This window comes from Embleya sp. NPDC127516, from assembly GCF_044765325.1.
GTDB lineage: Bacteria > Actinomycetota > Actinomycetes > Streptomycetales > Streptomycetaceae > Embleya.
Map to the genome: position 1 here is coordinate 424,437 of NZ_JBIWJT010000003.1, position 20,747 is coordinate 445,183.

The following is a 20,747-nucleotide window of genomic DNA, read 5'->3' on the forward strand; positions in this document are numbered from 1 at the left end:
CGGGCCCCGCGGAGTCCGAGGGATCACCGGGACGCGCGCGCACCCATGGGTGCGACACCATGCGCAGGGCATGACGGTTGTGACAAGGGGAGGACTCGTGGAGACGGACTCGGCGGGGGCGCATACCGGCGCCGCGACGGGCGGCGTGTTGACCCCCCGGTCCGTGCACGACCTCCGGGAGGAGCGTGATCGGGCGGGGGAGGGGATCGGCGACCGGATCGTGGACGTCCTGGCCTATCCGGCATCGTGCGTGCTCGTGGTCACCGGCCTGCCGGGAGCCGGCAAGAGCACGCTGCTCGCGCGCGTGGTCACGCCCGGGGCCGGGGTCGCCGTCCTGGACGCCGATCTGGTCCGGGCCCGCTGGGCGGTACGGGCGGGGCGGATCCCCTACCGGATCTACCGGCCGCTGGTGCGGCTCTCCCACTACGGCGAGGTGGCCCGGGCACTGCGCGGCCCCGGTGCGGTGGTCGTGCACGACAGCGGCCGCAACCCGATCCTGCGCCGGGTGCTGGTGCTCGCGGCCCGTCGGCGCGGCAGCTCCGCGCACGCGCTGCTCCTGGACGTGACCGCCCGACAGGCGCTTTCCGGCCAGCGCGAACGCGGGCGCGGGGTGTCCACACCGGTGTTCGCCCGGCACCACCGCGAATGGCGCGAGTTGCTCGGCCGGCTGTCGCCGTGGCTGGACGCGGGACCCACCCTGGCTTCGGCTCCGGGCGGCTTCACCTCGTGCGTGCTGCTCGACCGATCGGCCGCCGGGCACCTGGGCCGGATCGTTTTCGCAGACCCCGTACCGGGACAGTCCCGGCGACGGCAATCGGGCGAGAAGTAAACTGCGGCGGACACCAGAGGAGCACCACCATGCCGTTCCCGGCCAATCCCGTGGAGAGCGCGCTCGTCGCGGCGATGCGCGATCCGTCCCGGGCCGAGGCCCTCTTCGAGGCTTTGGCCGAGGCGGACGTATGGGTGCCGCTGCCCGAGGGCGGCAACCCGGCCGACAGCGAACTGACCCTGCCCACCACCGAGATCGACGGCCGGCCGTACGTCCCGGTGTTCTCCTCGGAGGAGGAGTTCCGGCGGATCGCCGGACCGATGGCGTGCACCGTCGCGCCGATGCGCGAGTTCGCCCGCGGCATGCCGCCGCACGTGGGCATCGCGGTCAACCCCGGCGGCGAGGTGGGCATCCCGATCCCGCCGCCCGGCGTGCTGGAGCTGGCCCGACCGCCCGGCTCGGGCCCGCGCGGCGCGCGCGTGCGGCTGTACGAGCCGGAGCAGGAGCCGATGGACTTCCTGATCGCGGCCGCCGCCGAGTTCACCCACGTACCGGTCGTGCTCAGTGCCCGCCGCGGCCTGGGCGTGATCGAGAACGACCCGCCGTGCCTGTTCATCGGCGTCGAGTTGGACCGCTGGCAGGAGGAGGACCGACTGGCCGCGGTCGGCGCCCTGGAGCGCGCGCTCGGCCGGGCCCCGTGTCCCTGGCCGGTGAACGTGGTGCTCCTGGACGTGGCACAGGATCCTGTGGGGGACTGGATGCTGGAGCGGACCCAGCCGTTCTACCTGCGCGTCGACCAGCGCTGAGCCCGCGTCGGACAGCGCGACATCGGCACATCGGTGCATCGGTACATCGGTTCGGATTCGGGGAGGACGTCGTGAACCAGGTCGAGCAGGCCTTGAGCCAGGTGGCACCCGGGCGTTACGACGCCTACGAGCGGTTGCTCGAAGCGCTCACCGGCGCCCACGTGTGGATGTTGTTGTGGCAGGGGCAACCGGGCAGTCCGGACGCGCAGTACGGGAACATGGACGTGGCCGGGTGGCGCTACGCCCCGGCGTTCACGTCCGAGGAACAGCTGCGTCTCAGTGGCTGGGACCGCTCGTTCGAGGTCTGTCCGGTCACCGAGATCGCGTCCTCGCTGTACACCGACCGCTGGGGCCTGTGGCTGAATCCGCACGCCCAGGGCGGCGGCGTCGGCGTGCCCTATCTCGACCTGCGGCGCATCGTCGGCGGCCCGGACCGGTTGATGGCCGGACCGCTGGAGGTCGGCGAACCCACGTTGTGGGACCCGGCGTTCTACGCGCTGCTCGGCGGCCAACTGTTCCAGACCCAGGTCGTGCGCGCCGCCCACCGGGCCTGGGTGCGACCCGCGGTCGGACCCGAACGCCTCGTGATCGGGCTGCGCCTGACGGACAATCAGCCCGCCACGATGCAGCGGATGCGGGACGCGATGGCCCGCGCCTCGGCCGCGGCGCCGGCCGGACTCACTTTGTCCTCGGTCGCGTTGGACGACCCGTTCGATCCGGTGGCCGCGTGGATGCGCGACCACACGCGCCCCTTCATCGGCATCGACATGCTCGACGAGGCCGCCCGCGACACGCGGTGATCGACGATCGGCACACAGTGGCGATCGCGGGCAACAGGCACTGATGCCCCCAAAAAACTGACGTCACGTCATCAACCGCTGCCTTGTTGTGATTTCGTGACCGATCTACGCGGATCAACCAGTGAATCGTGTCGACGTAATCACGGTTCAGTAAAGGTATTCCGCGACCCCTGTTGGTGACCCGCGTCACGGAGGAGTCTCACCCGGACGACAGATCCCGAAGATCATCGGGATCGCAATGCCGGGTACGGCGACGGGATCGGCGATCCCGAGCCGCCGTCGCATCCGTGAGCGGGGAGGGTCGATCCATGACGGCACCGATCGAGACCACCGGTGTGGCCCGAGAGGCGCACCCCGAAGCGATCGCCGAATCCTCCGGCGTACGCATCGAGGGTCGTTCCCTGGGTCAGATCGCGTGGGCCCGATTCCGTCGCGACAAGGTCGCGATGGCCGGTGGCGTGGTGATCGTCTTCATGGTACTCGTAGCGATCTTCGCACCCTTGATCACCTCGGTCATCGGCGGGGACCCCACCGAGTACCACGACGACCTGCTCGACCCGGTGCTGAACATCCCCAACGGCAGCTTCGGCGGCGCCAGTTGGGACCACCCCCTGGGACTGGAACCGGTCAACGGCCGGGACATCTTCTCGCGCATCGTCTACGGCGCCCGGATCTCGATGCTGGTGGCCTTCCTGGCCACGCTCCTGTCCGTGGTGATCGGCGTCGTACTGGGCACCGCCGCGGGCTACTTCGGCGGCTGGGTCGACGCGCTGATCAGCCGCGCCATGGACGTCTTCCTGGCCTTCCCGCTGCTCCTGTTCGCGATCGCGATCGGCAGCAGCCTCCAGGGCGAGGCGTTCGGCCTCAAGGGCGACACACTCCGGGTCACCGTCCTGATCTTCGTGATCGGGTTCTTCAGCTGGCCCTACATCGCCCGCATCGTGCGCGGCCAGACGTTGTCGCTGCGCGAACGCGAGTTCGTCGAGGCGGCGCGCAGCCTCGGGGCCACCGACCGGCACATCATCTTCAAGGAACTGATGCCGAACCTGGTCGGCCCGATCCTGGTGTACGCCACGCTGCTCATTCCCACGAACATCCTGTTCGAGGCCGCCCTTTCTTTCCTCGGGGTCGGCGTACAGGAACCCACCGCCTCGTGGGGCGGCATGCTCGCGCGCGCCGTCCCGCGGTACGAGGACGCCCCGATGTTCATGGTCGTCCCCGGAGTCACGATCTTCATCACCGTGCTCGCGTTCAACCTGCTCGGCGACGGGCTTCGAGACGCCCTGGACCCACGCAGCCGCTGAATATCCGGCAAGTCCCCACGAGGAGGCACGACCAGCGATGAAACACCCGGTAACTCGCAGGCGCAGGGCCCAGGCGCTGATCGGCATCGTTGCGGTCACCGCGTTGGCCGCAACCGCGTGTGGCGGTGGTGGCGGCGGCTCGAAGAAGAAGTACTCGCCGAGCAACAAGGCCATCACCGAGGTCGTCAACCAGTCGACCAAGAAGGGCGGCACGCTCAAGCTGGTCAGCTCGGACAAGTTCGACTCGCTCGACCCGGGCGACATGTACTACGCCTCGGCCTGGAACTTCTCCCGGCTGATGGCCCGTCCGCTGCTGACCTTCAGGCCCGCCCCGGGCAACGCGAGCTACGAGTTCGCGCCGGACCTGGCCACCGAGGTGGGCAAGACCGACGACGGCGGCAAGACCTGGACGTACCACCTGCGCAAGGGCGTCAAGTACGAGGACGGCACCGAGGTCAAGGCCGCGGACGTCAAGTACGCGGTGGAGCGGACCTTCGACAAGGAGATCCTGCCCAACGGCCCGGCGTACTTCACCCAGTACCTGGACCCGGACGGCACCTACAAGGGCCCGTACAAGGACTCCGCGGACAAGCAGGGTCTGAGCGCGATCGAGACGCCGGACGACTACACCATCATCTTCAAGATGAAGGAGCCGTTCGCGGACTTCAACTACCTCGCCGCGCTCCCGCAGACCGCGCCGGTGCCGCGCGCCAAGGACACCGGCAAGGAGTACGTCAAGCACCCCCTCGCGTCCGGCGCGTACATGGTCGACGGCCAGTACGAGCCCGGCAAGGCGGTCAACCTGGTCCGCAACCCGAACTGGGACCCGAGCACCGACCCGCTGCGCAAGGCGCTGCCGGACCGGATCGAGCTCCTGGAGAAGCAGGACGCGAACGACGTCGACAACCGCCTGTTCGCCAACACGGCGCAACTGGACGTGGTCGGCACCGGTGTCCAGGCCGCCGCGCAGAACAAGATCCTCACCGACCAGAAGCTGGCCCAGAACTCGGACGACGCGGTATCCGGCGCGCTCGCCTACCTGGCGATCAGCTCGAAGACCCCGCCGTTCGACAACGTGCACTGCCGGCGCGCCGTGCAGTACGCGGTGAACAAGTCGCAGATGCAGCGCGCGGTCGGCGGTGAGGTCGGCGCGGACATCGCGACCAACCTGATGCCGCCGACGCTGGCCGGCTCCAAGGTCGCCGACATGTACCCCAACGGCGCCAAGCACACCGGTGACGTGGCCAAGGCCAAGGACGAGCTCAAGCAGTGCGGCAAGCCGGACGGCTTCAGCACCGTGCTCACCGCGCGCAGCAACCGGCCCAAGGAGGTCGCGGGCGCCACGTCGGTGCAGAACGCGCTCGCCAAGGTCGGCATCAAGATCGAGATCCGCCAGTACCCCTCGGGTGACTACTTCACCCAGTTCGCCGGTGTGCCCAAGTGGGTGGCGGACAACAAGGTCGGCATCATGTTCATGCAGTGGGGTCCCGACTTCCCCACCCAGTTCGGCTTCTTCCAGCAGATCGTGGACGGCCGGGCGATCAAGCCCGCCGGTGGCACGAACCTGTCCGAGCTGAACGACCCGGCGGTCAACGGTCTGATCGACCAGGCCACGCGGACGATCGACCCGAACGCGAGCGCGGCCATCTGGCAGCAACTGGACCAGAAGGTCATGGAGTCGGCGGTGATGGTCCCGTTCGCCTGGACCAAGTCGCTGCTCTACCGCCCGCCGAACGTGACCAACCTGGTCGTCACCCCCGCGTACTCCGGGATGTACGACTACCTCAACATCGGTATCCAGTAAGCCTGCGACGAGGTCAGTAGCCCGAAGGAGAGGTGAAGGCCCGTCAGTTCCGGTGCGGGGAGTGGTGATCCCGCTCCCCGCACCGGACCGGGTCGCCGGCTCATGATTTTCTATCTGCTCAGGCGGCTGGCGGGAGCGGTGGTGCTCCTGTTGATCGTCACCATGGCGGTCTTCGCCATCTTCTTCCTGATACCGCGTCTGGGAGGCGCCACAAGCGACCAACTCGCCGCGCGGTATGTCGGCAAGTCGCCCAGCCCGGAAGCGATTTCGCAGGTCAAGCACAGCCTCGGGCTGGATAAGTCGGTGCCCGAGCAATACGGCAGGTTCGTCAAGGGCATGATCGCCGGCAAGGACTACGACACCGGTGTCCGCAAGGTGCACTGCGCGCCGCCGTGCCTGGGCTTCTCCTTCCGCAACAACCTCGAGGTGTGGCCACGCCTACAGGACCGGATCCCGGTCACCCTGTCGCTGGCCGCCGGCGCCGCGGTGATCTGGTTGGTCGTCGGCGTGTCCATCGGCGTGGTCTCGGCGCTCAAACGCGGAACCCTGTGGGACCGCTTCTCGATGGGCTTCGCGCTCGCGGGCGTGTCGCTGCCACCGTTCTTCACCGGCCTGGTGGCCCTGGCGTTGTTCAGTTATCAATGGCCCATCTTCAAGGGCGTGCACTACGTGCCGTTCTTCGACAATCCGGGAAGCTGGGCCTGGAACCTGGTCCTGCCCTGGCTGACCCTGGCGTTCCTGTACGCGGCCCTGTACGCCCGGCTCACCCGGGCCGGCATGCTCGAAACGATGAGCGAGGACTACATCCGCACCGCGAGAGCCAAGGGCCTGCGGGAGCGGGACGTCATCGTCAAACACGGGCTGCGCGCGGCGCTCACGCCGATCCTGACCATCTTCGGCATGGACGTCGGTCTGCTGCTCGGTGGTGCGATCCTGACCGAACAGGTCTATTCGCTGGACGGCATCGGCAAGTTCGCCGTCGAGGCGATCACGCAACAGGATCTGCCCGAAGTGCTCGGCGTGACGATGATCGCCGCCATCTTCGTGATCCTGGCCAATCTCGTCGTGGACCTGCTCTACGCGGTCGTCGATCCCCGGGTGAGGACCTGATGCCCCGTCTGCTACCGCGCCGCAAGCGGGACTCCGCGGCCGAAACCGTCAAGCTCGCCCCGGCCGGACCACCGCCGGCCCCCGAGAACTTTCTCGAAGTGCGCGGCCTGACCGTGCACTTCCCCACCGACGACGGCCTGGTACGCAGCGTCGACGGCGTCGACTTCGCGCTCCAGCGCGGGCGCACGCTGGGCATCGTCGGCGAATCCGGCTCCGGCAAGAGCGTCACGTCGCTGGCGATCATGGGCCTGCACGGCAACACCAGTGCCCGGATCGGCGGCGAGATCTGGCTGGACGGGCAGGAGTTGGTGCGCTCCACCGCCGAGCAGGTGCGACTGATGCGCGGTCGCCGGATGGCGATGATCTTCCAGGATCCGATGTCCTCGATGCACCCGTACTACACGGTGGGCCACCAGATCATCGAGGCATACCAGGTGCACAACGAGGTGACCGGCAAGCAGGCCCGCGCGCACGCGGTGGAACTGCTGGGCCGGGTGGGCATCCCGCGTCCGGACCGGCGGGTGGACGACTATCCGCACCAGTTCTCCGGAGGCATGCGCCAGCGCGCGATGATCGCGATGGCGCTGAGCTGCGACCCGGAGCTGTTGATCGCGGACGAGCCGACCACCGCGCTGGACGTCACCGTGCAGGCCCAGATCCTGGACCTGATCCGGGACCTGCAGCGGGAGTTCGACTCCGCCGTGGTGATGATCACGCACGACCTGGGCGTGGTCGCCGAACTCGCCGACGACGTGTTGGTGATGTACGCCGGTCGGGCGGTCGAGCACGGACCCTCGCGGACCCTGTTCGAGCAGCCTCGACACCCGTACACCTGGGGCCTGTTGGGTTCGCTGACCCGGCTCGACCGGGAGCGTCAGGCACGGCTGATGCCGATCAAGGGCAGCCCGCCGAGCCTGATCTCGCTGCCCTCGGGCTGTGCGTTCCGCACCCGCTGCCCGTACGCGGACCACAACGACGGGCGGGAGAAGACCGAGGTCCCGCAGCTCGTGGAGATCGAGCCGGGCCACCGCACCGCGTGTCACCTGGACCTCGGGGAGCGCGAGCGGATCTGGACCGAGGACATCAGGCCGCGCCTGTGAGCGGGACGGCGAACGCGAAACCGGATGGGCACGTGGCCGGCCACATGGGTGGGACAGGGAACGGGAACGCTGAAGTGACCGAGGGCGCCCGAGCGGGAGACGACGTGAAAGCTGCGCAGGCCGTCGAGGCGGGAGCCGCGTCCCCGGACGCGCGGGAGCGGGATGTGCTGGTGCGCGTGCGCGGGCTGCGCAAGCACTTCCCGATCCGATCCGGGATGACCCGACGCCGGGCCGGCACGGTCAAGGCGGTGGACGGGCTCGACTTCGACATCCGCGAGGGCGAGACCCTCGGCCTGGTCGGCGAGTCGGGCTGCGGGAAGTCGACCACCGGGCGGATGGTGATGCGGCTGCTCGAACCCTCCGAGGGCACCATCGAGTTCGGCGGACGCGACCTCACCGGCCTCTCCCGCGGGCAACTGCGCCCGCTGCGACGCGACTTCCAGATGATCTTCCAGGATCCGCAGTCCTCGCTGAACCCCCGGCACACCGTCGGCACCATCGTCGGACTGCCGTTCCGGTTGCAGAAGGTCACCCCCGAGGGTGGGATCAAGAAGGCCGTGCAGGAGTTGTTGGAGCTGGTCGGGCTCAGCCCCGAGCACTACAACCGCTATCCGCACGAGTTCTCCGGCGGCCAGCGGCAACGCATCGGCATCGCCCGCGCGCTGGCGCTGCGGCCCAAGCTGGTGGTCGCCGACGAACCGGTCTCCGCGCTGGACGTGTCGATCCAGGCGCAGGTGGTCAACCTGCTGGACGACCTGCAGAACGAGTTCGGCCTGACCTATCTGATCATCGCGCACGACCTGTCGGTGGTGCGACACACCAGCGACCGGGTCGCGGTGATGTACCTCGGCAAGATCGTCGAGATCGCCGACCGCGAGGACCTGTACAGCTCGCCCAAGCACCCGTACACGGTCGCGCTGATGTCGGCCGTACCGGTTCCGGACCCGGCCCGGCGGGAGACCCGCGAGCGCATTCTGCTCAAGGGCGACGTGCCCAGCCCGATGGACCCGCCGCCGGCTTGCCGGTTCCACACCCGGTGCTGGAAGGTGCGGGACATCTGCAAGACCCGGGAGCCACCGTTGGCCGAGGTGGCCGGGCGGCACCAGGTGGCCTGCCACTTCCCGGAGAACACGCCGACGGGGGAGGGTGCGGGCGAGGCGGTGGAGCTGGTGAAGCCGGCGGCGACCGAGCCCGTGGTGTCGGTGCCTGCGGCGCGCGAGCCGGTGGAGGCCGCCTCTTCGGAGGCCGCTCCGGAGGGGGAGGGCGCGGCGCCCGAGGCGGCGGAGGCGGCTTCTTCGGAGGCTGGGGCGGAGGCGGGTTCGGAGGCGGGTCCGGGCGAGGGTTCCGACGCGGCTCCGAAGGCGGCTTCCGAGGCGGCGGATGAGCCCGACGGGAAGGACACACCGCCCACACCGGCCCCATGAGTATCGGCTCGTCCCGGGCGGTGTAGAACATCCGGTATGTCGCCCGAGGTGCCGCCAGAGATCTTCCATCACACGCTCCAACAGGTCCTGGACCTGATCGGCATCTTCGTGTTCGCGGCGGCCGGCGCGCTGATGGCCGTTCGGAAGAATTTCGATGTCATCGGGATCGTCCTGCTCGCCGAGGTGACCGCCCTCGGCGGCGGGGTGATCCGGGACGTGATCATCGGCGCGGTGCCCCCGGCGGCGTTCACGGATCTGGGGTACTTCTCCACGCCGCTGCTCGCCGCCGGACTGGTCTTCTTCCTGCATCCGCAGGTCGAGCGGATCATGTCCGCGATCGACGTGCTGGACGCGGCCGGGCTCGGCCTGTTCTGCGTCACCGGCACCGCGAAGGCGTACGCGTACGGTCTGAATCCGATCCCGGCGGCGGCGCTCGGAGTGACCACCGCCGTCGGCGGCGGCGCGATGCGCGACGTACTGGCCCGTGAAGTACCCACGCTGCTGCGCTGGGACAAGGAGATCTACACCTTCCCGGCGCTGCTCGGCGCGGGGATCACCGCCGCGCTGATCGAGTTCGACCTGTTCGGGCCGGTCACCGCCACGGCGGCGGTGACCTTCGCGTTCCTGCTCCGGGTACTCGCGCTCCGGCGCGGCTGGCGGGCGCCGCGCGCGTGGCGCCGGAACTCGGGCACCAGCGCCGACGAGAGTTGATCCCACGGCGGTCCGCGCGGCGGGGTCCGCCCGGTTGTGGCCGCCGAGCCGCGTAACGCCGGGCTGTGCTTGCCGGGCCGCGTAAGCCGGGCTGCGTAATGCCGGGCTGTCCCGCCGGGCTGCCTACACCCGGTCGTGTCCCCGTCTCCGGGACCGGGACGGCTTCGCCGACCGGGGCCCGGCGGCTCGGTAGGCAGGCAGGCGGAAAGCCACCACTCATAAGAGTGGACCGTGCCCAACCGGCCCCGGCACGCGTTGCACCAGGATGTGTGGGAGATCCAGCAGCCGTTGACCTACGACCACCGGCCGAGACAACCAGACCCGAAGGAGGGGAGCCGGCGTCGGCGACTCGTCGCGTACCTGCGCGCCGCGCGGCCGACCTGGCGCCTGTGGCTCGGCCGATTCCTGCCCGGAGGGCCGCGCTACGGACGGGTGTACGGCCGCCCGCGCCGGCGCCCACGCGTACCCGACTAAGCTGCGCAGTGCGATGGCCTACTTCGATCACGCGGCGACCACCCCGATGCGCCTTTCGGCAATCCGGGCGATGACCGTACAGCTTGCCCACCTCGGGAATCCGTCCTCGTTGCACGCGTCCGGGCGGCGCGCGCGCCGCACGGTGGAGGAATCCCGCGAGTCGCTGGCCCATGCGCTGGGCGCGCGACCGAGCGAGATCGTCTTCACGGCGGGCGGCACCGAGGCCGACAACCTCGCGATCAAGGGGATCTACTGGTCCCGGATCGCGGCGGACCCGGCGCGGCGGCGGATACTGGTGAGCCCGGTGGAGCACCACGCCGTGCTCGACCCGGTGCTGTGGCTGGAGTCGGCCGGGGGTGCGGTGGTCGAGTGGCTGGACGTGGACGGCGACGGGCGGGTGCAGCCGGAGACGCTGCGGGCGGCCATAGAGCGCGATCCCGCGTCGGTGGCCCTGGTGTCGGTGATGTGGGCCAACAACGAGGTCGGCACGGTCGAGCCGATCGCCGAGCTGGTCGAGATCGCGCACGAGTTCGGCATCCCGTTCCACTCGGACGCGGTCCAGGCGGTCGGCCAGATCCCGGTCGACTTCGCGAAGACCGGGCTGGACGCGATGACGGTCACCGGACACAAGCTCGGCGGCCCGGGCAACTGCGGCGCGCTCGTGCTCGGGCGCGGCATCACCCCGGTACCGGTACTGCACGGCGGCGGCCAGGAGCGCGATGTGCGCTCGGGCACGCTGGACACCGCGTCGATCGCCGCGCTCGCGGTGGCGGCCGAGGAGTCGGTGCGCGAACAGGCCCAATACGCACGGCGGGTGGGTGCGCTGCGGGACGAACTGGTGCGCCGGATCGTCGCGGCCGTGCCGGACGCGCAGCTCAACGGCGATCGGCGACTGGACCCGGCGCATCGGTTGCCCGGCAACGCGCACTTCTCCTTCCCGGGCTGCGAGGGCGACTCGCTGTTGCTGCTGCTCGACGCGCGCGGGATCGAGTGCTCGACCGGTTCGGCCTGTTCGGCGGGCGTCGCGCAGCCGAGCCACGTGCTGCTCGCGATGGGCGCGGACAGCGCCCGGGCGCGCGGATCGCTGCGCTTCAGCCTGGGGCACACCACCACCGAGGCCGAGGTCGCGGAGCTGGCCGAGGCGATCCTGCCGGTGGTCACCCGAGCCCGCTCTGCGGGGTCGGTGACGTCGCGGCGTTAAGGCCGCGAGTGGGTCGGGGGTCGGGTCAGGGTCGGGTCAGGGGTCGGGTCGGGTCGGGGTCGGCTCGGGTTCGGGGTGTCATCGGGTTGGCTTCGGGCTGGGGTTCGGGTTCGGGTTGGCTTCGGGCTCGGGTTCGGGTTCGGCGGGGGTTCGGCTTCGGGTAATCCCCTCGGGGGTCGGCGGAGTGACCACGTACTCTTGAGGCGCTATGTCTGATCACACGCTTCCCCCTGCCAACGGCCGCCGCCTTCGGGTGCTCGCCGCCATGTCCGGCGGGGTCGACTCCGCCGTTGCCGCCGCGCGAGCGGTCGAGGCCGGACACGACGTGGTCGGTGTCCACCTCGCGCTCTCGGCGAAACCCGCGACGCTGCGCGAGGGCGCCCGAGGCTGTTGCACGATCGAGGACTCGCGGGACGCGCGGCGGGCCGCGGACGTGATCGGCATCCCGTTCTATGTGTGGGACATGGCCGAGCGCTTCCGCGAGGACGTCATGGACGACTTCGTGGCCGAGTACAAGGCGGGCCGTACGCCCAACCCGTGCCTGCGCTGCAACGAGAAGATCAAGTTCGCGGCGCTGCTGGACAAGGCGCTCGGGCTCGGCTTCGACGCGGTCTGCACCGGGCACTACGCGCAGATCGTCGAGCACCCGGACGGCTCGCGCGAGCTGCACCGCTCGGTGGACATGGGCAAGGACCAGTCGTACGTGCTGGGTGTGCTGGACACCGAGCAGCTCGCCCACGCGATGTTCCCGCTCGGTGGCGACACGAAGGGCGACGTACGTCTGGAGGCCGAGCGGCGGGACCTCGCGGTCGCGCAGAAGCCCGACAGCCACGACATCTGCTTCATCGCCGACGGCGACACGCAGGGCTTCCTGGCCAAGCACCTGGGCACCGAGCGCGGCGACATCGTGGACGCGAGCGGCACCAAGCTCGGTGAGCACGACGGCGCGTACGGATACACCATCGGCCAGCGCAAGGGCCTGCGGATCGGGCACCCGGCGGCGGACGGCAAGCCGCGGTATGTGCTGGACATCTCACCGGTGAACAACACCGTCACGGTCGGCCCGATCGAGGCGCTGGACGTGGACCGCCTGGTGGGCATCCGCCCGAGGTGGTGCGGTCCGGTCCCGGTCGGCGAGGTGGCCTGCACGGCCCAGGTGCGAGCGCACGGCGAGGAGACGCCGGCGATCGCGGAAGCGGTCGGCGACGAGATCCGCGTGCGGCTGGCCGAGCCGATCCGCGGCATCGCCCCGGGCCAGGCCGTGGTGCTGTACGACGGCACGCGGGTGATCGGGTCGGCGACGATCGACGGGACGGCTTAGAGGCTGGGTCGCGGGGGTGGCGGGGTGGGGGTGGGTCGCGGGGGGTGCGGGGCGGGGTGGCCGGAGTCGTGTCCCGCGGCGTTGCTGCTTGTTGGGCGACTTCGTCGCCGGCTCGCGAGGGACCACTTTTTTCTCTCCCCCGCTTCGCTCCTCCGAGAAAAAAGCGGCCCCTCGCTCGGGGCTTCGTGTCCCTCCGCTTCGCTCCGGGCCACGAAGCCCAAACTTGCGGCTCCGCCGCTCTCCGCGCTTCGCGCGTCGATCACGAGGTCTCGCCGGGGTCGTGGGCGCTGACGCGCCGGGGCGCGACCTGGTTCGGCGACTCAGGGAAGGCCCGATTCGTTCCCGCAGCCGATCCACCAAGCTGCGGGCAGCCACACCGGGGGCCGCGGGGCGCGACCGGGTTCGGCGACCCAGGGAGCGCCCGACTGGTTCTCGCAGCCGGTGCACCAAGCTGCGGGCAGCCACACCGGGGGCCGCGGGGCCGGAGCAGGCTTTCTCGGTGCCTGTGAAACCCCAACCTTCGCACCGGAGGCAACGGGTGGAGCGGGTGGGTACACATCCCGAGCCGCCTCAATCGCAACCGCCACGCCATGCGTCGAAGCCGGCCCCCGGGCCGGGGGTCGCACCTGGGCCGATCCCGCCGCGCTCCGAACTGGCCCAGGGCGTCGGGCTGTCCCCGTCAGCGACGCGTCGGTTCGCTCTTCCTGGGCGAGTTCCGCTGCCCCTAGGGTGGCACTTCGCTGTCTGGCCTTGGGGGGCTCGTGTCGGATCGTGGTCCCACCCCTGTTCCGCCCGCCATGCGCGGAGTCGCGCTGGACTTCGAACTCGGACCGCGCCGGGGGCTGGTGTGGACCGAACCAAAGCGCTTCCCGTGGATCGTGGTCCTGCTGCCGGCGCTGGTCGGGCTGGTGGTGCTCTGGCTGGGCATCTCGTTCGCCGTGGAGGATCAGCGAACCGAAGGCGCCTGGTACTACTCGCTGCCGCTGCTCATTCTGGGCGCCGCCATATTCGGTGCGGCCGGGTACTTCCTTTTCCTCGCACTCACCAGACGGCAGGCGCCGGTCTGGGTGGGCCACTACGAGCACGGCATCGTCCGGGAGGTCGCCGGGCGGGTGCCGGAGCCGTACACCTGGGACGAGATCGACGGCATCCGGCGGCGCAGCGCGAAAGTGACGACCGGGATCACCAGCGCCACCATCCACGAACTCTGGGTGTCTCCGCGTGAGGGCGACGAGATCGAAGTGAACGACGTGTACAAGGGCGCCGCCCGGTTCGCCGACGAGTTGGACAAGGCATTCACGCGGGTACGGCTGCCGCAGGACAGGGACCGGCTCAAGGCGGGCGAACGGGTCGACTTCTTCGGGGCCCATCTCGATCCCGCCGGCGTCGGGTGTCTCGATCAGCGGCTCGACTGGCGCGAGGTCGACCGGGTCACGGTGAAACAGGGTTGGCTGGAGATCCATCGGCGCGGCGACCGGAAGCCGTGGGCCACGCTCCCTGCGGAGGCGGTCCTGAATCTGTCGGTCTTCGTGGCCCTGGCGACGAGGATGCGCCAGGAGGCATCCGGGAATCGGTCGCGGTCAGGCGATCCGGTCTGATCCGGCGAAGGTCGGCGCTCCGGCGGCGGTTCCCGATCATCGAGTCGAAAGCGGAACGGCCTAGGCGAGGTTCGCCCAGGTGCCGCCGACCATGACCGCCGTGACGGCGGTGAGCGCGTCGATGCGGTCGAGGGGGTCGCCGTCGCACAGCAGGAGGTCGGCGTCGTGGCCGGCGCGGAGTCGGCCCTTGCGTTCGCCGAGACCGACCGCGTCGGCGGCGACGGAGGTGGCCGAGGCGAGGGCCTCGGCTGCCGAGACGCCGCCGACGACCAGATCGGCGATCGCCTGCGGCAGGCTCCCGTGCGGCTTGGCGGCGGTGATCCCCGAGTCGGCTCCGGAGACGATGCGGACCCCGGCCCGGTGTGCGCGGGCCACGTGGGCGAGTCGGACCTCGCGGGTCGCTCCGATGCGCTCCAGCAACTCCCGCACCGCCGGCGGCGGGAGCGCGTCCGGATCGGTACCGAGCGTGGGACACACGGCGATCCGCCGCGCCGCGAGTCGGTGCAGCAGGTCGTCGGAGATCTCCACACCCCGATCGGTCAGGCACGTGCAGTGCTCGATGCCGTCGGCGTGCGCGGCGAGGGCCTGTTCGACGGCGGGCAGGTTGTGTGCGTGCACGGTCACCGGCAGCCCGGCGGCGTGTGCCTCGTCCACGACCAGACGCAGTTCCGGCAAGGTGAATTGGCAGTGCATCACGTCGGTACCCGGGGTCATCGTGCCGCCACTGCCCATGACCTTGACCACGTCCACACCGCGCTCGGCCCGCTCCCGAACGGCCGCGCGCAGTTGATCGAGCCCGACGACCTCGCTGCCGAAGCGCCAACAGTGCCCCTTGGCACTGGTGATCGGCGGCCCGGCGGCCAGGATGCTCGGCGTGGGCAGACCGTCCGCCGCCCGATCGCGCCGGTGCAGCACCGACCAGTCGCGGTCGCCCAGATCGCGCACCACGGTCACCCCGACGGCCAGTTCGCGCCGTAGCGAGTCGGTGATCACGGCGTCGAGTTCCTCGGGGGAGTAGTCCGGCAGCCGGTCGAGCGCGCCGTCGCGACTGTCCCCGCCTAGGTGGCTGTGCAGGTCGAACAGGCCGGGGAGCACGGTCGCCGCGGGGTGTTCGACCAGGAGCCAGCCGTCCGGGATCGGGGATGCGCCGGACTCCAGCCCGAGGATGCGACCGTCCTTCACGAAGACGGACACCGGTCCGGGAAGCGCTCGTTCGCCGTCGAAGGCGCGTGCGGCTCGGATCACCAACATGTCGTTCCCGTCCCTTCGGGTCGGTCCCTGGACAGCACCCTAGTCGCGAAATACCCGGAAAGCCCGGACCATCGACGGCGAATGGGGGCCGGGCCCGCCGTCAGCGGCCCGACCCCCTGCCGCGCACCGGGCGCCCGTCGGCAACCGGCCTGCGCGGTGACCGCCGCACCGGTCCCATGGCCGGTCGGCGGGTCGTGCGCTCTGCGGCGACGGGTCGTTCACCGCATCGGGCAGTCCGGCGAGCACGTACACGGCGGATTCGTACTCGGCCACGGGTCACGCGAGGAACGCTTGTGGAGTTGGGGCGGTACGACGACCCGCGTCCCGTCCGGCCCCACCCAGTACACGGCGATCACGATGCCGCTGCCGGGCGGTTCCGGGAACGGATCGCCCTCGGTGGAGGCGAGTTGTGATGCGGCGGACGCCCGGCGGGGGTGGCTCATGTCGACGTGCCCTTCCTTGGCATACGAGCTCAATGCAGCTGTTTGTACGCCAAGCGTGACAGTGGGCATTTACGATCGGCAGGGGCAGGAGATTGACTTCGTTCGTTTTCAACGTCCCCGGGAGCAATGTGTCCGCTGCCACCGAATTGGACCCCTCGGCGTCCGTACTAGCGTTCTATGCGACCGAGTTCCGGCGTGAGCGTGAGCGCATCAAGATGACTCAGCGCGAGATGGCGAAACGGGCCTGGATGGCTCCGTCGTTGCTGAACAAGATTGAGTCGGCGAAGCGACTGCCGACGGAGGAACTCTCGAAGCTGGCCGATGAACTCTTCGGTACGGGCGACCGGTTTCAGCGGCTGTGGCCGTTGACGATTCGGTATGCGTTCCCGAGCTGGTTCAGGCCGTTCGCCGAATTCGAGGAGGCCGCAGCGATCATTCGGTCGTTCGAGGTGCAGGTCGTGCCCGGATTGCTGCAGACGGAGCGATATGCGCGGGCGATCCTGGCACCTGGACGCCCGGACTCGAAGGAACTGGAAGAGGAGGTCAGCGCCCGGCTGCACCGCCAGCGCATCTTCGAACGTAAGGAGCTTCCAGACTTCCGCGCGGTGCTGGACGAGAACGTACTGCGTCGTGTTTGGGGAGGCCGTGACGTGATGCGGGAACAGCTCGAAAGGCTGATTGAGCTTGCCCGGCACCCTCGCTTCGTGATTCAAGTGATTCCCTACGAGTCGGGAGGTCACGCCGGGGCCGCCGGGCCGTTCGCATCATTGACGCTGGATGAGGGACGAGACGTGGTCTACGTGGACGGATTCCTGCGAGGGCAGATCCTCGCTGAACCGGCGCACGTAAAGACAGCTCACCGCACTCATGACCTGCTGGCCGCCGAAGCCCTGTCGACCACACGATCAATTGATCTGATTGCTTCCGTGCTGAAGGACCTGTGATCCCATGACCACAGACGCACCCTTGTCCAAGCATTGGCGCAAGAGCACCTACAGCAGCGACAACGGCGGCGACTGTGTCGAGGTCGCCGACGGCTTCGCGGCCGTCCCCGTCCGCGACAGCAAGGCGCCCGCCCTCGGTCACCTCATCATCGCGCCCGCCTCTTGGACGGCTCTGCTGGTTTCTCTGTACCCGGCGTGACGAATCACCGCGCTTTGCCGCCTACTTCGAGGCGGCGAAGCCCGGATCGCCCGCGAAAGGAACCGTGAGCCTATGTCCGGCAGCACGCCCAACTGTTGGCGCAAGAGCAGCTACAGCAGCAACAACGGCGGCGACTGCGTCGAGGTTGCCGATGGCGTCGCGGCCGTTCCCGTCCGCGACAGCAAGGCGCCCGCCCTCGGTCACCTCACCATCGCGCCCGCCTCGTGGTCGGCCCTGCTGGACCGTGTACGCAAGTCCTGACGAATCAACGCAACCGGCGAGCCCCAGGCCCGGGGCGTCTTCAGGCGTGGCCGGCCTGGGGGGTTCGGTTGCGTTGTCGCGTTCGGCGCGCTGCTGTGGTTGCGGCCCCGAGCAGCGGTCAGTCGGCGGATCCGGCTTCCCGGATACTCCAGGACAACGGTGACCAGAGGGTCGAACGCACGGACGTCGTCCGGCCCCGTAGGGGACGTGCGTCGCGTCGCGGAGCGGCGACTCGACCGTGGCTGCGGAGCGGACAGGCAACCCGGCGCGGAGCGCCGGGCAACCAGCCGGCCTCCGGGCAACCAGCCGGCCTCCGGGCAACCAGCCGGCCTCCGGGCAACCAGCCGGCCTCCGGGCACGGCCGGCCCGCGCCGCGTTCGGGCGGAGTGACCCGCCGTGCGGTCGTCACTACTCGGCCACCCCACCCGCGATCCTGCGTCTCTCGGTCGGTCTCGTCACCACCGCTTGGCGCCGGTGCCGCGAATTTGTCGAGCCGAGTTGCTCGCGAAATTCCCGAGCCGAGTTGCTCGCTTTGGTGTTCGGTAGGGGTGTTCGGTCCGGTTCCTTCTCCAGCCTTGGGAGATCGCGTGGGTTCCACCATCCGGCACATCACCTTCGATTGCGCTCCGCCGCACGAGCCCTATGAACTCGCGCGGTTCTGGGGGCAGGTGCTCGATCTTCCGGTGGACGCGGACGACTCACCCGGTGACGACGAGGTCGGCCTGGACACGCCCGCCGGACAGATGACGCTGCTGTTCGTGCGGGTGCCCGAGGCGAAGACGCTGAAGAACCGGGTGCACCTCGACCTGGAGCCCGGGCGTTCGCGCGAGGAGGAGGTCGAGCGGGTGCTCGCGCTCGGCGGCGTGATCGTCGACGACCGGCGCAAGCCGAACGGCCGGGGCTGGGTGGTCTTCGAGGACCCGGCCGGCAACGAGTTCTGCATCGAGGCGAGCGAGGCGGATCGCGTCGCGGTGCTGGAACGAGAGCGGGCGGCGGCCGAAGCGCAGTGAGGCGGCCCCCGATGCTCCTTCGGGTCGACCCCCGCCGACCACCGGCCTGACGAACCACCCGGCTGCGTCGCCCGTTTCCGGGCGACGCAGCCCCGTCACAGGTTGACGGTCGGGTCGGTCAAGGACGTGTGGGTGAGGAATGTACCGTCGGCGGTGTAGACGTCGGCACCGTCGGGCGTTTCGCGTGTGCTCGTCGGGAAGCGGGTCTCGGCCGTGGGTACTTCGAGGTAGTACGCGAACCAACCAGGCTTTCCGTCGAGGGTGAGGGTTTGGGCTTCGAGGGTCCGACCGTTCACGGTGACGAACACTCGGCCCACCGGGGCAGCGCCGCGATAGGCACCGGTGTACAGAGTCGAGTCGGGGCCTTGGAAGACCCGCAGATCGACGTCACCGGGGTGTGACCTCGGATCCAGGACCGCCTCTCCGTACTGGCTGCCGGTGAGCGCGGCGTTCGACACGAAGTGGTAGCCATCCGCGGTGAGCCACATGCTGTGCCGGAAGCCGGTGTCGACGCGCTGGTCGGCGGCCAGCACGAATGGCTGCACGGTGGGTGGCGGGAGCGGTCGGCGGGTCTGCTCCGGCGCGACGGCCGACCGGTGTGCGGACGGCGAGGAGCCAAGCACGCCGCCCAGGCCCAGGCCCAGCACGCCGAGCGCGGCCACCGTCGCGGCCAGGCCGGCGGCCCGACGCCGGGTGCGCAGCGCTCGGCCGCGGCGCATCGTCGCCTCGATCGGTGCGACGACCACCGGGGCCCGGGCGGCGGATTCGCCGAGCATCGCGCGCAGTACGTCGTGGTCCTCGTTCACCGGGCTTCTTCCTTCGTCAGCGCGTCCGTGTTCCGGAGACCGTGCAACGCGCCGTCCTGGCGCAGCTTCGCCAGTCCCCGGGAGACCTGGCTTTTTGCGGTGCCCAGTCCGACCCCGAGAGCCGCGGCGACCTCCGCCTGCGACATGTCCTCGAAATAGCTCAGCACCACCGCGGCGCGTTGTCGGGCGGGCAGGCGGGCGAGAGCCGTCAGCAATACGTCGCGGTCGGCGAGCCGGCCGGTTCGGTCCGAGGCGGCAACGTCCGGTACCCGGGCGGTGATCCACTCCCGGACGCGGTGTCGCCGATGCCGATCGGTGTGCACGTTGACCATGATCTGCCGGACGTAGCCGTCCATGTTCTCGGTGCGCCGGACACGCTCCCACTTCGCGTAGACCCTGGCCAACGTGCTCTGGGCGAGGTCCTCCGCATCGTGGTGATGGCCGCCGGTGAGGAGAAACGCGGTGCGCAGCAGGTGCGACCAGCGGCTGGTCATGAAGTCCCGGAACTCCGCGTCCTTCGTGGTGTTCAAGCGATTCCCTCAACTGGATGGCCCGGCCGCGCCGGAGATCGGACGGCGTGCCGGTATGCGAGGCGAGCGCTCGCCTCGCACCACCGGCACGTCATCGCGCGAACCCCCGCGCGTTCGGTCGAGGGGTCCGGTCGAGCGTCTCTACAGACTCGCGAGCACGGTGCCGTCCGCCGCGTAGACCTTGACGGGAGCGGTGAACGGGGGGTCCCACTTCGACTGCGGGAGGGGCACCACGGGGCCGTCGACATAGAACGCGGACCAGCCCGGGGAGCCCGCGAGGGTCAGCAGCTTCGCCTCCAGCGTCCGGCCCGCCACCTCCACGGTCACGCGGGCGACCACGCCGTTGCCTCGGTATGCACCGGTGTACAGGTTGGATCCCCGACCCTCGTACGCGCGGATGTCGACGGTGCCGACCGGGAAGTCCCTGAAGAGGACGGCCTTGCCGAACTGTGCGCCATGCTGGGCCGCGTTCTGGACGAAGTGATAGCCCTCCGTGGTGAGCCACGTGGAGTTGCCGCCGCCGACGTCGATCCGCTCCTCGGGCTCGACCACGCGCGCCGACGAGGACGCGAGGGGCGCGGCGGGCGCGGCGGGCGCGGCGGGCGCGGCGGCGACTCGGTTCGGCTGCGGATCGGCCGGGGTGTCGTCGCCGGACGCGAACGCCACGCCGCCCAAGGCGACCACGGCCGCCGCGCCGAGAGCGGCGACGAGCATGCGGGTGCGGCTTCGCCGCGTGGTCGAGGTCATCGTCATCAGAAGGCTCCGATTGTCGTGCCGAGCAGGTGACTTGGGCCGGATCGTCGACCCGGCCACCCCTCCTGACGGGACGATCCCGGAAATCGTTGCTCGGCCGAGGACGGATCTTTTCGCGCCCCCGGTCG

At 70.0% G+C, this 20,747-nt stretch carries 22 protein-coding genes; 17 read left to right on the top strand and 5 right to left on the bottom strand.

The window, feature by feature from the left end:
- Window positions 1–70 precede the first annotated feature (70 nt).
- The 13 genes from ACIRL2_RS07100 to ACIRL2_RS07160 all read left to right on the top strand — a co-directional run bounded on the left by ACIRL2_RS07100 (window position 71) and on the right by ACIRL2_RS07160 (window position 14,422).
- Window positions 71–829, top strand: coding sequence for an AAA family ATPase (locus tag ACIRL2_RS07100; RefSeq protein WP_402230686.1), 759 nt, complete (start codon window positions 71–73; stop codon window positions 827–829).
- Window positions 830–858: 29 nt separating this feature from the next.
- A complete protein-coding gene (locus ACIRL2_RS07105; RefSeq protein WP_395873427.1) occupies window positions 859–1,575 on the top strand; it encodes an enhanced serine sensitivity protein SseB in 717 nt (238 codons plus the stop codon).
- A gap of 71 nt (window positions 1,576–1,646) precedes the next feature.
- Window positions 1,647–2,375: an enhanced serine sensitivity protein SseB C-terminal domain-containing protein gene (locus ACIRL2_RS07110; RefSeq protein ID WP_402230689.1), complete on the top strand. Its 729-nt coding sequence runs from the start codon at window positions 1,647–1,649 to the stop codon at window positions 2,373–2,375.
- A gap of 308 nt (window positions 2,376–2,683) precedes the next feature.
- A complete protein-coding gene (locus tag ACIRL2_RS07115) occupies window positions 2,684–3,679 on the top strand; it encodes an ABC transporter permease (protein ID WP_395873425.1) in 996 nt (331 codons plus the stop codon).
- Between the two features lie 37 nt (window positions 3,680–3,716).
- Window positions 3,717–5,483 (top strand): ABC transporter substrate-binding protein, encoded by a 1,767-nt coding sequence (locus ACIRL2_RS07120; protein ID WP_395873424.1) that lies wholly within the window; start codon window positions 3,717–3,719, stop codon window positions 5,481–5,483.
- Between the two features lie 102 nt (window positions 5,484–5,585).
- A complete protein-coding gene (locus ACIRL2_RS07125; RefSeq protein WP_395873423.1) occupies window positions 5,586–6,593 on the top strand; it encodes an ABC transporter permease in 1,008 nt (335 codons plus the stop codon).
- Window positions 6,593–7,693 carry an ABC transporter ATP-binding protein gene (locus ACIRL2_RS07130; protein WP_402230694.1) on the top strand — a complete coding sequence of 367 codons (1,101 nt, stop codon included), beginning with the start codon at window positions 6,593–6,595 and terminating at the stop codon, window positions 7,691–7,693. Before ACIRL2_RS07125 ends, ACIRL2_RS07130 begins: the two co-directional genes overlap by 1 nt.
- Window positions 7,694–7,737: 44 nt before the next feature.
- Window positions 7,738–9,117, top strand: coding sequence for an ABC transporter ATP-binding protein (locus ACIRL2_RS07135; RefSeq protein ID WP_402230696.1), 1,380 nt, complete (start codon window positions 7,738–7,740; stop codon window positions 9,115–9,117).
- A gap of 36 nt (window positions 9,118–9,153) precedes the next feature.
- A complete protein-coding gene (locus ACIRL2_RS07140; RefSeq protein ID WP_395873420.1) occupies window positions 9,154–9,828 on the top strand; it encodes a trimeric intracellular cation channel family protein in 675 nt (224 codons plus the stop codon).
- A 231-nt stretch (window positions 9,829–10,059) separates the two neighbouring features.
- Entirely contained in the window at window positions 10,060–10,302 is a 243-nt protein-coding gene (locus ACIRL2_RS07145) for a hypothetical protein (protein ID WP_395873419.1), read from the top strand.
- Window positions 10,303–10,315: 13 nt separating this feature from the next.
- On the top strand, window positions 10,316–11,503 hold the full coding sequence (locus tag ACIRL2_RS07150; protein WP_395873418.1) for a cysteine desulfurase family protein: 1,188 nt from the start codon (window positions 10,316–10,318) through the stop codon (window positions 11,501–11,503).
- A gap of 208 nt (window positions 11,504–11,711) precedes the next feature.
- Entirely contained in the window at window positions 11,712–12,824 is a 1,113-nt protein-coding gene (mnmA, locus tag ACIRL2_RS07155) for a tRNA 2-thiouridine(34) synthase MnmA (protein ID WP_395873417.1), read from the top strand.
- Between the two features lie 797 nt (window positions 12,825–13,621).
- The gene (locus tag ACIRL2_RS07160) at window positions 13,622–14,422 is read left to right on the top strand and encodes a DUF6585 family protein (RefSeq protein ID WP_402230700.1); all 801 of its coding nucleotides are present in this window, start codon (window positions 13,622–13,624) and stop codon (window positions 14,420–14,422) included.
- 60 nt (window positions 14,423–14,482) lie between these two features.
- On the opposite strand, the gene ACIRL2_RS07165 is transcribed toward ACIRL2_RS07160, so the two are convergent.
- On the bottom strand, window positions 14,483–15,673 hold the full coding sequence (locus ACIRL2_RS07165) for an amidohydrolase family protein (RefSeq protein ID WP_402230703.1): 1,191 nt from the start codon (window positions 15,671–15,673) through the stop codon (window positions 14,483–14,485).
- Window positions 15,674–15,891: 218 nt separating this feature from the next.
- Entirely contained in the window at window positions 15,892–16,116 is a 225-nt protein-coding gene (locus ACIRL2_RS07170; protein ID WP_402230706.1) for a hypothetical protein, read from the bottom strand.
- 128 nt (window positions 16,117–16,244) lie between these two features.
- Between ACIRL2_RS07170 and ACIRL2_RS07175 the strand changes: the two genes are divergently transcribed.
- From ACIRL2_RS07175 to ACIRL2_RS07190, 4 genes are all read left to right on the top strand, one after another.
- Complete coding sequence (locus ACIRL2_RS07175) at window positions 16,245–17,060, top strand: Scr1 family TA system antitoxin-like transcriptional regulator (RefSeq protein ID WP_402230708.1); 816 nt, start codon at window positions 16,245–16,247, stop codon at window positions 17,058–17,060.
- A 4-nt stretch (window positions 17,061–17,064) separates the two neighbouring features.
- The gene (locus ACIRL2_RS07180; RefSeq protein ID WP_402230711.1) at window positions 17,065–17,259 is read left to right on the top strand and encodes a DUF397 domain-containing protein; all 195 of its coding nucleotides are present in this window, start codon (window positions 17,065–17,067) and stop codon (window positions 17,257–17,259) included.
- A gap of 72 nt (window positions 17,260–17,331) precedes the next feature.
- On the top strand, window positions 17,332–17,520 hold the full coding sequence (locus ACIRL2_RS07185) for a DUF397 domain-containing protein (protein ID WP_402230713.1): 189 nt from the start codon (window positions 17,332–17,334) through the stop codon (window positions 17,518–17,520).
- Between the two features lie 587 nt (window positions 17,521–18,107).
- Entirely contained in the window at window positions 18,108–18,530 is a 423-nt protein-coding gene (locus tag ACIRL2_RS07190) for a VOC family protein (protein ID WP_402230716.1), read from the top strand.
- A 95-nt stretch (window positions 18,531–18,625) separates the two neighbouring features.
- On the opposite strand, the gene ACIRL2_RS07195 is transcribed toward ACIRL2_RS07190, so the two are convergent.
- From ACIRL2_RS07195 to ACIRL2_RS07205, 3 genes are all read right to left on the bottom strand, one after another.
- Window positions 18,626–19,336, bottom strand: a complete 711-nt coding sequence (locus ACIRL2_RS07195) for a hypothetical protein (protein WP_402230718.1) — start codon at window positions 19,334–19,336, stop codon at window positions 18,626–18,628.
- Window positions 19,333–19,866 carry a SigE family RNA polymerase sigma factor gene (locus tag ACIRL2_RS07200; protein ID WP_395873409.1) on the bottom strand — a complete coding sequence of 178 codons (534 nt, stop codon included), beginning with the start codon at window positions 19,864–19,866 and terminating at the stop codon, window positions 19,333–19,335. The genes ACIRL2_RS07195 and ACIRL2_RS07200 overlap by 4 nt, the downstream gene beginning before the upstream one ends.
- Before the next feature lie 141 nt (window positions 19,867–20,007).
- On the bottom strand, window positions 20,008–20,619 hold the full coding sequence (locus tag ACIRL2_RS07205; RefSeq protein WP_402230721.1) for a hypothetical protein: 612 nt from the start codon (window positions 20,617–20,619) through the stop codon (window positions 20,008–20,010).
- Window positions 20,620–20,747 lie beyond the last annotated feature (128 nt).